This window comes from Actinotignum inguinis, from assembly GCF_051265835.1.
Classification (GTDB): domain Bacteria; phylum Actinomycetota; class Actinomycetes; order Actinomycetales; family Actinomycetaceae; genus Actinotignum; species Actinotignum timonense.
On the sequence record NZ_JBOZDP010000013.1, the window covers coordinates 1 to 13,176 of the forward strand.

Here is a 13,176-nt window from a genome sequence, read left to right on the forward strand (position 1 = left end):
CCGAGTTTGAACCCGACTTTAGCCCGCTAGCAAGCCGAAAAGTCCGGATAAAACCAACACCAAGTGTCCTATAGGCCGGATCTGATCCGGATCCAAGCCAACGACACGCCGTCATTAGACCCACTTTTTGTCTATTAACCCGATAGGCCGGCACCACCGCCATCCCCTACCAGCGATACGACTCAGGCTCGTTTCGCCTGCTTGCTTCCAAACATTCAAAACGAGCCTGAACTCTGGGGTGGCCAACGGGGCTTGAACCCGCGACCTCCTGGACCACAACCAGGTGCTCTGCCAGCTGAGCTATGGCCACCATTTCGGCGAAAGAACGCCGATAAACAACTATAGCCGGTCACCGCGCGCAAAGACAATTCAGCGGCGGTGATAGCGGCCACGTTGTGAGCCAGATCGGCGCCCCGCCCGGCTGCGCCGTCGTACCTCAGTCGCGTTTATGCGCGGGAGCGGGAGCTGCGCCGTCGTGCTATTTAGTACCGCTACCAGGCCGTACGCACCGCAATCGCGTCCGCGAAACGATTGAGGTGACTCTCATCCAGCGACAGGTAGAGCGAGCCGTCGATCAGGGAAATCTCCATAACGTAAAACTCGTTCGGGTCCCCCGGCGCGGCCGGCACGATGTCCACGCGGTTGAAGAGCAGCAGGTGGTCGCGCCCGGTATGTTCGCGGATGAGCCCGTGCAGCACATTGCGCACCCGCTCGCCCCAGCGCCATTCCGATTCGCGCGCCGCGGAAACTGAGACCACTTCTTCCTGGATTTGGTCCGCGCTGCGGAAACGCGGGTGGAGCAGCGGAGCCTTTTCCACCCGGTAGGAAGCCAGGCCGTTGAGGAAGATGAGCGAGACCTCACCGGTGCGGTCGATATTCTCCAGGTAGCGCTGCACCATCACGCTGCGGCCCTTAGCCAGCTCGTGCTGGGCGTGCAGAATCGCCTGGGACCGCGAGGCCGGATCGGTGGCGGTATAGCGCCCCGTGCCGCGCCCGCCGGATGACACCGCGGGCTTGACCACAAAATCGCCGTGCGCCGGGAAACGGGTATGGACCTGGTGTTTCGTGAGGTTTTCCTCCGGTTCCAGCCAGGTGGTGGGAATGGTCGGCAAACCCGCCGCTTCCAATTCCCGCAGGTAATGCTTATCAGAATTCCACGCCATAATATCGGCGTGGTTGAGAATCCGCGGAACGGAACGGGCCCAGGAAATGAAAGCCTGCGGATCGCGCCCGTAATCACGAACTGAGCGGACAACGACGACTCCGGCGTTATTCCAGTCGTAATCGGGATCGTTCCACGCTACGACGCGCGGTTCGATATGGCGCTCACGCAGGGCATCGGGCAGGCCGGCCTCGTCCACGTCGAGCTTCGGTAAGTCTTTGCTCGTTGCAAGAGTAACAATGGGATCAGACACACTCTAACTCTACCCCGGCTAGTCTTATGGCGTGGCGATCCTTGACTCTTCTCCTTTATTAACAATTTTCGTTGTGGTGGCCCTCGGCTCCCTGCTCGGGGCGATTCCGCTGGGCCGGATACGTATCGGCGCGGCCGGCGCGCTCTTTGTGGGCTTGGCCATGTCCGCGCGCTTCCCCGAACTCGGGGCGGGTATGGACGTGGTGCAGTCCCTCGGGCTCGCCCTTTTCGTGTACACGGTGGGCATCGCCTCGGGTGCAGCCTTTTTCGCGCAGCTGCGGCGCAATCTTTCCTTGCTTCTGGCCTCGGTGGTTGCGGTTTTCCTCGCCGCGGGCGCCGCCCTGGTCATGGGCATTCTTTTCGGTATCGAACGGCCATTTTTGGCCGGCCTTTTCACAGGGGCGACGACGGCGGCACCGGCCCTCGCCACCGCCACCCGACTCACGGACGGTTCCACACAGCCCGCTATCGGATATGCCTTCGGGTATCCTCTGGCTGTCATTATCGGCATTATCCTGGTTTCCCTCATCGTGGGGCGGGCCTGGCCGGGGCTGCGCGATACCCCCTCGCTGGCGGGAAGCCTGCTCGATCCGCGCACCATCACCGTGGAACACCCCATGAACCTGCGCGATATTCCTGAGTGGGCCGACGGGCGGGTGCGAGTATCCTACTTGCGGCGCGGCGAACGCGTGCGGGTGGCCCTGCCCGGTGAGGACCTTGAGATAGGGGACGACGTCGTTGTTGTTGGTTTGGCGGCAGATGTGGAGGCGGCCGCCGCGCACCTCGGGCATTTGCGCAGCGAACACCTGGCCGATGATCGCAGCCACGTGGATTTCAACCGCCTGGTGGTGTCCAATCCGGACGTGGCGGCGCGTTCCATCGGGGAACTCAATCTGCCCGCTAAATACGGCGCGGTGGTGACCCGGGTGCGGCGCGGAGACCTAGAGCTGCTGGCCCGCGATGATTTCATCCTGGAGCCGGGCGACCGCGTCACCGTGGTGGCCCCGCGGGAACGCTGGGATGCCATCGCGGATCTTTTTGGGGATTCCGAACGCTCCATCTCGGAGATTGACGTGCTGAGCCTATCGGTGGGGATGGTGGCCGGGTTGCTGCTCGGCTTCGTGACGTTCCCGCTGCCGGGCGGTCAGGTGTTCCAGCTGGGTACCGCCGCCGGGCCGCTCATCGCGGGAATGTTCTTGGGGGCGGCCAGGCGCACCGGGCCCTTTGTGTGGGCCATGCCGGAGGCCGCGAATCTGACGATGCGCCAGCTGGGGCTCACCCTGTTTTTGGCGGGCCTGGGGCTCACGGCCGGGCCCGGTTTCGCGCAGATCGTGGTCTCCCCGCAGGCCGTGGGCGCGGCGGTGACGGTCTGCGTGATCACGCTGGTCTCCTGCGCGGCTCTGCTGGTGGCCGGCGCCTGGGTGCTGCGCCTTTCCGCGCCCCGTACCGCCGGCGCCATCGCCGGTTTCCTGGGCCAGCCGGCGGTCCTGGATGCGGCCACCTCCCGGGTGGGCGATGAGCGCATCGATAATGCCTACGCCACCCTCTTCGCTTTCTCGATTGTGGTCAAGATTTTCCTGGTGCCCGCGGTCTTGGTGTTGTAGCGAGGCTGGAGCGGTGTGGCGGCGCGCCGGAGATCGGCGCGGTGGTGCGGTGGCGCGGACGCGAACGTGGCGGTTCCCTAGCGCGGCCGCGCGAACGTAAGCCGCGGCGTGGAAGCGAGTGGGCGGGCCGGGCGGCGGCGTCGTACCGCGGCTAAAGTAGGGACGAAGATACGAAACCGTTTCCGGAAAATACGGGAAGTGAGGCGTGAGATGCGCGATATGGTGCGCAAGGTGGCGGCGAGCGCGGCGGCGCTGGGCCTGGCGGGCGCGGGGGCGCTGCTGCTGGGCGGCTGCGATGCTGGCGAAACCACCGAGGCCGGGAGTTTTATGCGGCAGGCGGGGGCGTCTATGTACGTGGTGAGCGTGGATGGGCGCGAACTGATCTCCAAGGTAGTGGATTGCAACGGCGGGGAATCCCAGGTGATGACCGGGCTTTTTGAGCCGGCGAATAACCTCGTGACCTGGAAGGATATCGACGGTAAGGAGATCGGCACCTCGGTGGCGCATTTCGCCGAGGACGGGAAGAGCATCACGCTGGCCAATGAGGCCACTCCGAATGCCGGAGCCACCTACGTGCGCGAAGGCACGCCGGAAGCCGAGCTCATGGCGCGCGGGCAGAAAAGCGAGTGCGCGCCGAAGTAGAGAGCTCGGCTTATCCGGCGTGTGCTACCGGTTTTTAGGATGCTCGTGGCATTCCGGGTGCGACCGGTATTCCACGGACTACCGGCATTTCAGGTGCTACCGGCATTCGAGGGCGAAACGCTTGAGGTCGCTCAGCACCTCACGGCTCTCCTCTAGCCACACCTGCCCCACCGGGAAAACGTGGCCCAGGGTTGCCCCGCGCGGGGGCCGGTAGGAATGGCATTCCACCGGGATTCCCTTGCGGGAAAGATAGCCGGCAAAGAGCAGGGTCTCGAATTCGATAAAGTCATCCGAACTCGTGACCAGATAAGCCGGCGGGAGCTCGCAGCGCGAAACGAGCTTTTCGGCACACAGTAGCTCTTCGCCGAGCACCTGCACGGCGCGATCGATGAAGCCACCCATCTCCGTCAGATAGGCGAGAGTGGGAGTGGCGGCGTCGTCGTTCCCACCATCGCGGCGGCCGGAAACGAAAGGCACCAGGTCCGAGAGGTCGAAAAGACCGGAGACGAAAGCCATGCCCGCAACGGCGAGCCGCTCCTCCCCCAGAACGGAAGGCGCCGGGGCGTGCGGCGCGCTGCCCGGCGCAACCGGCGCAACGGCAGGCGTGTCAGGCGCATCCAGGGCCGCGAAAATTTCAGGATTACGCAAAGCCGCAACCGCGTACAGCCCCAGGGTGGCGCCGGCGGAATCCCCCGTGATCACAACGGAATCCGGATCAACCGGGTAATCATCGAGGTGGCGCGCAATCCAGGCGCAACCCGCGAGCACATCGCGGAGCTGGTCGAGGAAATCAGCAGCCGGGGCGAGCCGGTAGCTCAGCGAGAAGACCGCGCATCCCCGCTCCGCGAGATGGACTCCGAAATTCTTGTTGAGATCCTTCGTTCCGTACACGAAACCGCCACCGTGAATATCGATGTAGACCGGCAGCGCTTTGCCGCCGCGCAGGTACGCATCGTGGGGAAGGTAGAGATCCAGGCGGTGGAAAGGATTGGTTTCCCCGTCGGGAAGATAGGGAATATCCGCGATCACATCCACCGTGTCCGGGGTGTGCCAACGTTCGCACCGCACGATATCAACATCGAGAACGAAAGATTTCCGCACCTCGATGGCGCGTTGCCGGATCGCGGCATCAACGCCGGCCAGATCCTCATCAATAGGCGTCCACGTGCGGGCCCGGGCAATATTCTCCGGGGTATCAGGATGCATGTGTTGTCCTCACTACTTGGTTCATGAGCGCTCGGCTATTTAGCGCGCGGCTCATGACACTTGAGTTAATTGCACTCGATTAATTGGCACGCGGCTACTCCGCCGGCATATCTTCGAGCTCAACACCGGCAGTTTCCGGAAGGGCCTTCATCACGAAGATCAAGCTCACGGCGGCGAAGACGGCGTAAAGCAGGTAGACGTTACCCGTACCGATGGCGTCTTTCAAGGGCGGGAAAGTGGTCGAGACCAGGAAGTTCGCGATCCAGTTGACCGCGCTTGCCACCGCAACGCCGAGGGCGCGGATGTTGTTCGGGAAAATCTCGCCGAGCACAACCCACATGACCGGGCCCCAGGTGAAGCAGAAGGCCAGGTAGAAGATGTAGACCGAGACCAGGGTAATCGGCCCCCACATGCCCGGCAGGGTGATGGATGCGCCGTCGACTTCGGCCTGGTAGAAACCGAGGGCGGCAACTCCCAGGAAGATCGTCATGACGGTGGAGCCGGTGATGAGCAGGAAACGGCGGCCCACCTTGTCGACGATGAACATCGCGAGGATAGTCGCGATAATCGCGCCGATGGTCCGGTACACCGAAATATTCAGGGCGAGCTGTTCGCTGAAACCAACCGACTTCCAGAGCGAGGAATCGTAGTAAAGGATGATATTGACGCCGGAGAGCTGCTGGAGGGCGGCGACCGCCATGGCGATCCAGACCACCTTGCGCAGCCCGAAGGTCTTGCCGCGCAGGTCGGAGAGCTTCGCGGCTTTCTCGCCGGAGAGGGTTGCGCGGATTTCCCGGACTTTGCCTTCCGGATCCTGTTCACCGGTGAGGCGCTTCAAAATCGCGGCGGCTTCCTCATCGCGGCCCTTCATAACGAGGAATCGCGGGGATTCGGGGAGTTTGAGGGAGACGATGAGCATAATGAGGGCCGGCACGATCATGCTGAGGAGCATGATGCGCCAGGTGGGCATCCCGAACCAGAAGGTTTCGTCGGCGCCGCCCGAAGCCTTCGCGTAGCTGGCGTTCACCACCACGGCGGCGAGGATACCGAAAGCGATGGCCATCTGCTGGAAGGAGCCGAGGAATCCTCGCATCTGAGCCGGAGCTACCTCAGCGATATAGGCCGGCCCGATCACCGAGGCGAGGCCAACGCCAAGACCGCCAATGAATCGGAAAATAATGAAGATCCAGACGCTCGGGGCGATCGCGGAGAAAATCGAGCACACCACGAACAGGATTGCCGCGATGAAAATTGTGGGAACACGGCCCAGGCGATCAGCAATATGGCTGGTGAACCAGGCGCCGATCACGCACCCGAAGAGGGCGCAGGAAACCGAGATACCACTCATGAAGGCGCTCAGGTCCCAGCCGGTTCGGGAACCGGCAATGGAATCGACCGCGCCGTTAATAACGGATGTGTCGTATCCGAACAAAAAACCGCCGACGGCGGCGGCCAGGCAAACAATAATAATGCGGCGTTTGATGACCGGGTCCAGCGGGGCTTTTGCGGTAGTACCGTGCTTTGCCGCTGGTGCCGGGGTGCCGCGCTGTTCTTTATTACGCGTCATTGCGCATCTTCCTCTCTATCAACCGCCCCCTTCTCCCATTCGAAGGAGGCACTGTCGAAAGCCGGGGTAAGTGCGGAGCCGAAGCGCATGCGTGCTACTTCCTGCTTCGCGTGAATCTTGGCTGGTGTTGTGCTTCTCAGCCGTTTTGATTCTTGGCTGTTCCTTACCCCTCGCGCCACTGAGCCTAGGCGAAATTTTCCGGGCGGTAGTGCCGAAATGTGGCACACTCTATGCTCAAACGTGACATGGTTGGCGGCCCCGCAGCTTTTCTCACGAAGAATGGGGCCATCCCCTCATACCTGGGAGCTATCCCCTCATACCTGGGAGCTATCCCCTCATACCTGGGAGCTATCCCCTCATACCTGACCAGACTCCGGGGCGGCTCGTTACTATGAGAGATGAATCCGCGAGGAGTTAAGCATGATGGATAACCGCATACACACCCCGAGAGAGCCCATCCTCAATCGTGCTTTTTGTGAGGTGGGTTCCATGCCTGCCGAATATCCCGCTCTGGTGCTGGTCCATCGCCACCCGGAAGTGGTTCCGACCCACTGGCATTCGGGCGTTGAGGTCAATTACGTTGTGGAGGGTGGCGGGAGCGTGACTATCGATTCGCGCGTTGAGGCCCTCCACCCGGGAAAACTCTGCATTATCAGCCCTTATACTCCCCATTCATTTATTACGGAATCACGCGGCGGGAAAGCTCCGCTCATTCTGTCCATTACGTATGACAGCAGCCGTATTGAACGGATTTATAAGAAGGCTGATCTTTATGTGATGTCCGTGGATTCAGCGCGGGCACGTGATGAGGATCGCCAAGCTCTCATTGACTTATGCCTACGCATGATCGACACCACCCGCATGCTCGGCCCGGAACGGGTTTTCGGAATTAACGCGATCCTTTTCGACATCCTATTTTTGCTCTACCAGAACTTCGTTGTTCGGTGCCGCCCGCGCGGAGTTCGCCGCGCTACCGACACCACGATTCTCGCGATTGTGAGCGATATCGAGCGCCGCCACAAAGAACCGCTGACCGCTGCGAGCGTGGCCGAAGCGCACGGCTATTCGCGCGAGCATTTCAGCCGACTTTTCCGGCTTAGCACCGGTATGACCTTCAAACAGTACGTCACGCAATTGCGGGTCGAGGACGCGTATTACCTGCTCATGGAGGAGCAGGTCCCCACCCTGGAAGATATTGCCCAGCGGGTCGGTTTTCCCAGCACTCGGGCGCTCAATCGCGCTTTTGTGGAGCGGCACGGGATGACGCCGCTGGAATATCGCAGAACGCGGTTAGGGAAGAGCAGGTAAAACGCGCGGGGAAGAAAACGCGGCGAGGCAAAACGGTTGGCAAAACGGTTGGCAACGGGCAGCCACAGGGAGGAATAATCCCGGGGCTGCCCTTCACCTCGATTTTTACGGTTAGCGGCGCGTAGGCCGCTTCAGCCGGCTAGGCGGCCGGGGTTTCAGCCGGAGCCTCTGCCGCGGTTTCTGCCGGAGCTGCCGAAGCCGGCTTAGCCGAACCAATCTGAACCTTGCGCCCCTGCGCACCCGCGGTGGTCTTCACCGAGACGGTGAGCACGCCATCACTCAGATCCGCATCCACCGTGGTGGTATCCACCGCCTGATCGAAGCCGAGGCTGCGGGAGACGGAGCGCGTGCGCGTACCGCCCTCAATTTCCTCTTCCTGCGAGGCCTTGAGGGTGATGTGATCCGGGTAAACATTGAGGTCAATATCCTCCGCGGCAAACCCGGGAACATCGAAGAGAACTTCGTAGCCGTCCTCAGTTTGCTTGAGCTGCGAACGGTATTGCAGCGCGAGATTCTCCAGATCGGAGCGCCGCCCGTTCACCATCCGAGTGGGAACGGCGAAAAAGCCATCAAAGGGGCTGAGGAACCGGTCCACCGCGTTGGACACTGTGCGATCAATATCGTATGCCATGGTCAATCCTTCTTTCACTTCTATGAACGACGACGCCGCGCGCCTTGCGGCGCCCGGGGCCTATCGCCTTGACATCAACTTCAACCTCCACTGCCCTGCATTTGTTCCACTCAGGGATAATTGTTCACTCTAGGCTCAATAGTAGTTGAGTCAGTAGCACTCAGGTTTAGAGAAGGTGCGTACCGCGACCGCCGCCTAACCCGCGCGGCGCGCATCGCGGACGAGAGCCGCGAAGAAAAGAAGACCAGCTCCGGCGAGCGCGGCACCCAGGCCCGTATAGAAGAAAGCAATGAAGGAATCAGGCAAGAGTCCGCTGGCGCGCAGACCAATTCCACCACCCATCATGATGGCCATAACGAGGTAGGAGCGTGCATCAAAGAAGTGCCACAAGGGCCGTGCCGGGCGCGGATGGGAGCGAATACGCCGAATGTGTTTCCCGGCAACTTTGGCAAACATCGCCCCGAAGGCGGCGAAGACGAGCAGAGGAAGCAGGCAGATCCACGGCGCGCCCATAGTGGAGCCCGCAATACTCTCCACTCCGATTCGCACGACGTTCACCCCCGCCAGGCACCACACCCCGCCGGCAAGCACAATCAGCCCGCTCTTAGAAATCCGGAAATAGGAACAGTCGCTCATGAATACTCCTCTGCCGCAGTCACAGCGGTCGGGCGTGCGAATCGCAACGTTTACACAGTTGGCTCCGCTCAGCTCGCGCTACTAGTTCGCGCCGCCCAGTTCGCACGGCTCGCGCCAACCACACCGGTCCGTTCACGCCGGTCGCGCCAACCTCTTAGTTCGCCACCAAGAATAACGCGACAGGTGTCGCTTAGATAGTTGCGGGACGGATCCGCAATTTCGCCCTACGCGTAGCCCTAAAAGGCTCCTATGGCGCAGTGCTGAAAAATGGTGGCGTAAAAACAATCCCCGACGTACGCTAGTCACATGACTGTTTTCCGTACGATAATGCGGAAAACCCCGTAGCTTGAACACTACGGGGCCTGCTGTACACCGCCTGGGACTCGAACCCAGAACCCACTGATTAAGAGTCAGTTGCTCTGCCAATTGAGCTAGCGGTGCTCGTTATTCTTTTATGTTTGCCGCCCGCGGCAACGAATAGATACTTTACTCAGGCCCACCACCCAGCGCAAGTTAAGAAGCCTACCTAAAGCTGTTTCCTCCCTCACATCACCTCCCCACCACCAGATAAGCGCAAGATAGCGCGCTTTTCGCCGCCCTACAAACGGTATCCCACGCGATTGCGGCAACCCTTAACCCCGGTGATTAAGGGTCTACGGGCACTCGCCCAGCGCAACATCGCACCCTCCCCGTTTCCACGCCCCTGCACCCCGCTTGCGCGGGGAACAGCGATGCACAGGCCCGAGCACTTTTGCTGGGCTGGAATTACCCCCGCTTGCGCGGGGAACAGCTTGCCCATCGAAGCGCAGGTAGGCAGGTAGCAGAATTACCCCCGCTTGCGCGGGGAACAGACACTGAAATCGCTTTGCTCTTTCGGGTCCACAGAATTACCCCCACTTACTTGGGGAACAGCTGGCTGACCTGGCTGTTTATCGGCGGCGGACTCGGAAAACGCAATGGAACAGAGTTCAAGATTTGCGGCTCGCCGCGAGATATGCCGGTGCGCCGGGCGCAACAACCACGTTAGTTCCCACCTCTCAAATTTAGCTTATTGCGCCATACCTATACCCTTTGCACTCGTCCCGATAAGCAGCACGCCATCCAAATCAAAAACAGGGCGACTGCCGGTTCCGGTGCCGCGCAGAGCGATGCCTTGCTCGCGGGCGGCGTCGTCGTAAATAGAGAGTAAGACTGTCGGTACCCGCAGCAGATACAGCGCGTGGGTCTCGTTTGCACAGGAAAGATTCGAACGCGGTCACATCGCTATCTATTTCTTCAGAATTTACTGGACAAACACCGTACATCCGTTTCGGCCAATTTTTATGTCGTAGGAGTGTGGCACCCTTAAGTCATGAGTTCACAACAGTCAGATCAGCCCGGGGCCGCGGCGCCGCGCCCTCGTCCGCAACTCAATGTTGCCCTGGACCTTCTGGAGGATAAGTATGGGCTCAACCCGCCTGATGATGCGCTTTATGAGGCGTTCACCCAGTGGGCGGAAAGCACCGGGCGGCCGCTTTACCCCCATCAGGAAGAAGCGTTGCTCGCCGCTATTGATGATGCTCATATGATTGTCTCCACGCCTACCGGGTCGGGAAAGTCACTCATTGCGCTCACCGCCATTTTCTGCGGGCTCGCGCGCGGGAAAACCGCGTATTACACCGCGCCTCTCAAGGCTTTGGTATCGGAGAAGTTTTTCGAACTCATCAACGTTTTCGGTGCGGATAATGTGGGGATGGTAACCGGGGATTCCACCATTAATGCCGGCGCTCCCGTGGTGTGTGCCACCGCGGAAATCGTGGCGAACCTGAGTCTGCGTGATGGTGCGGCTGCGGATATCGGAGTGCTGGTCCAGGATGAATTCCACTACTACTCCGATCCGCAGCGCGGTTGGGCCTGGCAGGTGCCACTTCTGGAACTCACCCACACTCAGCAGGTACTTCTTTCCGCCACTCTGGGGGATACCACCTGGCTGGCGGAGGATCTTGAGAAGCGCACCGGGCGCGCCGTCGAACTTATGAGTAACGCGGAACGGCCGGTACCGCTGTCCTTCTCGTATTCCTATCAGCCGCTCGGTGAGCTCCTCCTGGAACTCACCTCCACGCACCGGGCGCCCGTATATGTGGTGCATTTTTCGCAGCGGGAAGCGGTGGCGCAGGCCCAAGCTCTCCTCACTCACGCGCTCGTTTCCAAGGAACAGAAAGCCCGCATCCAAGAAGCCCTCGGGGATTTTTCCTTCGGGCCGGGTTTCGGGAAAATTCTCTCTAAGCTGCTCCGTTCCGGTATCGGCGTGCATCACGCGGGCCTCCTCCCCCGCTACCGGCGGCTCGTGGAAAAGCTGGCGCAAGCGGGCCTGCTTCCGGTTATTTCCGGTACAGATACCCTCGGGGTCGGTATCAACGTTCCGATTCGCACCGTTGTGATGACCGGGCTGGCTAAATTTGATGGCCAGCGTAATCGGCACCTGAGCGCACGCGAATTCCACCAGATCGCGGGCCGCGCCGGGCGGGCCGGCTTTGACACTAAGGGTGACGTGATCGTGCAGGCGCCCGAATTTGAAATAGAAAATGCGCGGCTGGTTGCCCGGGCCGGGGATGACCCGGTCAAACAGCGCCGCATTCAAAAGAAGAAGCCCCCGGAAAATACGGTGCTGTGGTCGGAAAAAACTTTTGAGTACCTCAAGGGTGCCGCTCCGGAAACTCTGACGTCCCAGATGCGGGTCTCCCATTCGCTCATGCTCAATTTGTTCCAGCGCCCGGGGGATAACGTCGCGGCCGTCACCACGTTGCTCACGGATAATCACGAACCGCGCACGGCATCCAACCAGCTTATCCGGCAAGCCACCCGCATCTATATGTCTCTGGAGCGGGCCGGGGTGATCCTCCATCACACTCCGCAATGGCTGGCCGAGCACCCGGGCCACTCCCCCATCGAATACGCGCGCGAAGTTCCTTTTGATTTTGCTTTGAACCAGCCGCTGGCACCCTTCGCGCTGGCTGCGCTGGATATTCTTGATCCGGACAGCCCCGAGTACGCCCTCGATGTCATCTCGGTTATCGAAGCGGTCCAAGATAACCCCATGCAGGTTCTATACGCGCAGGAACGCGCGGCGCGCGGGCGTGCCATCGGGCGTATGAAAGCCGCGGGTATCGGCTACGACGAACGCATGGCCGAAGCAGATAAAATCACCTGGCCGCAACCCCTCGCGGAAGAACTAGGCGCGGCGCTCCAGATCTACCGGCAAACCAACCCGTGGGTGGATGATTTCCAGCTCTCCCCCAAGTCCATCGTGCGGGAAATGATCGAAAACGCGATCACCTTCTCCGAATTTATTTCTCGCTATGACCTGGCCCGATCCGAAGGAACCCTGCTGCGTTACCTCACGGACACCTACAAGGCACTCCGGCAAACCGTTCCGTTGGAAGCCCGCACCCCGGATCTTGAAGACATGACGGGCTGGCTGGGTGGCCTGGTGCGCTCGGTGGATTCCAGTCTGCTGGACGAATGGGAAGCCCTGCGCGATGGCCGTATCACCGCCACGGAGATCGCCAATCTTGACAGCAGCGCCGGGGGCGCCCGCGAGCGCGCTTTCGGGGCGGATGAAGATGGCAAGGTCACGCTCTCGCGCAGCCCGCACGCGCTGCGCGTCTCCATCCGCAATGCGCTCTTCCGCTTCGTGGAAGCCGTGGCGCACGAAAATCTCGACTGGCTTGATCGAGCCGCCCTGGATGATGGCGCCGGTGTAGCCCGCGGGGACGGCATCCCGCTCTGGCTGGGCGGGCCGGTCTGGGATGGCGATACCTGGATGGATGCTACCGACGCCTACTTCGATTCCTACCAAGAGATCGGCATCGGACCCGAAGCACGCTCCGCCCAACTCGTCACCATGCTGGAGCACCCCGACCGAGCCGATTTCATCACTGCCGGCGTCCCTGCGGAACACGTGGATAGCGTTATGGACAACTTGAGCTCCGCCACCGGGCGCCTGCGCGCCTGGTTAGTGCGTCAAGTTTTTGACGACGGCGCAGGTGACAACGCCTGGGGATTCTGGGCAGTTGTGGACCTTGAGGCAAGCGATACTGCCGGGCATGCCATCCTCGACATTATTAGCGTGGGAGAACTATGAGGCTATCTATCCGGTTCTGAGATCATTTCGCCAGTTCGCGGCCCA

9 protein-coding genes and 2 tRNA genes are annotated in these 13,176 nt (G+C 61.0%); 4 read left to right on the forward strand and 7 right to left on the reverse strand.

What is annotated here, in order from left to right:
* Positions 1–234: 234 nt before the first annotated feature.
* Positions 235–310 (reverse strand) — tRNA-His (locus tag ACRQFC_RS06855).
* Positions 311–491: 181 nt separating this feature from the next.
* Positions 492–1,415, reverse strand: a complete 924-nt coding sequence (locus tag ACRQFC_RS06860; RefSeq protein WP_087071074.1) for an ATP-grasp domain-containing protein — start codon at positions 1,413–1,415, stop codon at positions 492–494.
* A gap of 31 nt (positions 1,416–1,446) precedes the next feature.
* Here ACRQFC_RS06860 and ACRQFC_RS06865 point away from each other — a divergent pair, with 31 nt between their 5' ends.
* Positions 1,447–3,018 carry an aspartate:alanine exchanger family transporter gene (locus ACRQFC_RS06865; protein WP_087071075.1) on the forward strand — a complete coding sequence of 524 codons (1,572 nt, stop codon included), beginning with the start codon at positions 1,447–1,449 and terminating at the stop codon, positions 3,016–3,018.
* 198 nt (positions 3,019–3,216) lie between these two features.
* Positions 3,217–3,660 (forward strand): hypothetical protein, encoded by a 444-nt coding sequence (locus tag ACRQFC_RS06870; RefSeq protein ID WP_145989816.1) that lies wholly within the window; start codon positions 3,217–3,219, stop codon positions 3,658–3,660.
* Positions 3,661–3,756: 96 nt separating this feature from the next.
* On the opposite strand, the gene ACRQFC_RS06875 is transcribed toward ACRQFC_RS06870, so the two are convergent.
* Positions 3,757–4,866, reverse strand: coding sequence for an alpha/beta hydrolase (locus ACRQFC_RS06875; protein ID WP_284897079.1), 1,110 nt, complete (start codon positions 4,864–4,866; stop codon positions 3,757–3,759).
* 94 nt (positions 4,867–4,960) lie between these two features.
* Entirely contained in the window at positions 4,961–6,433 is a 1,473-nt protein-coding gene (locus ACRQFC_RS06880) for a sugar porter family MFS transporter (protein WP_284897081.1), read from the reverse strand.
* 420 nt (positions 6,434–6,853) lie between these two features.
* Here ACRQFC_RS06880 and ACRQFC_RS06885 point away from each other — a divergent pair, with 420 nt between their 5' ends.
* Complete coding sequence (locus tag ACRQFC_RS06885) at positions 6,854–7,741, forward strand: AraC family transcriptional regulator (protein WP_284897082.1); 888 nt, start codon at positions 6,854–6,856, stop codon at positions 7,739–7,741.
* Between the two features lie 139 nt (positions 7,742–7,880).
* Here the strand turns inward: ACRQFC_RS06885 and ACRQFC_RS06890 are convergent, their stop codons facing one another.
* From ACRQFC_RS06890 to ACRQFC_RS06900, 3 genes are all read right to left on the reverse strand, one after another.
* Positions 7,881–8,372, reverse strand: coding sequence for an Hsp20/alpha crystallin family protein (locus tag ACRQFC_RS06890; RefSeq protein WP_284897085.1), 492 nt, complete (start codon positions 8,370–8,372; stop codon positions 7,881–7,883).
* Between the two features lie 195 nt (positions 8,373–8,567).
* Positions 8,568–9,008 carry a hypothetical protein gene (locus ACRQFC_RS06895; protein ID WP_284883184.1) on the reverse strand — a complete coding sequence of 147 codons (441 nt, stop codon included), beginning with the start codon at positions 9,006–9,008 and terminating at the stop codon, positions 8,568–8,570.
* Between the two features lie 368 nt (positions 9,009–9,376).
* A tRNA-Lys gene (locus ACRQFC_RS06900) sits at positions 9,377–9,449 on the reverse strand.
* Positions 9,450–10,359: 910 nt separating this feature from the next.
* On the opposite strand from ACRQFC_RS06900, the gene ACRQFC_RS06905 reads away from it, so the two are divergent.
* Entirely contained in the window at positions 10,360–13,131 is a 2,772-nt protein-coding gene (locus ACRQFC_RS06905; RefSeq protein WP_284897087.1) for a DEAD/DEAH box helicase, read from the forward strand.
* Positions 13,132–13,176: the final 45 nt, after the last annotated feature.

What these genes read in the sequence shown, in the direction of transcription:
- ACRQFC_RS06875 (WP_284897079.1), bottom strand. Translation starts at nt 4,866, where the DNA reads ATGCATCCTGATACCCCGGAGAATATTGCCCGGGCCCGCACGTGGACG.
- ACRQFC_RS06880 (WP_284897081.1), bottom strand. Translation starts at nt 6,433, where the DNA reads ATGACGCGTAATAAAGAACAGCGCGGCACCCCGGCACCAGCGGCAAAG.
- ACRQFC_RS06885 (WP_284897082.1), top strand. Translation starts at nt 6,854, where the DNA reads ATGATGGATAACCGCATACACACCCCGAGAGAGCCCATCCTCAATCGT.
- ACRQFC_RS06890 (WP_284897085.1), bottom strand. Translation starts at nt 8,372, where the DNA reads ATGGCATACGATATTGATCGCACAGTGTCCAACGCGGTGGACCGGTTC.
- ACRQFC_RS06895 (WP_284883184.1), bottom strand. Translation starts at nt 9,008, where the DNA reads ATGAGCGACTGTTCCTATTTCCGGATTTCTAAGAGCGGGCTGATTGTG.
- ACRQFC_RS06905 (WP_284897087.1), top strand. Translation starts at nt 10,360, where the DNA reads ATGAGTTCACAACAGTCAGATCAGCCCGGGGCCGCGGCGCCGCGCCCT.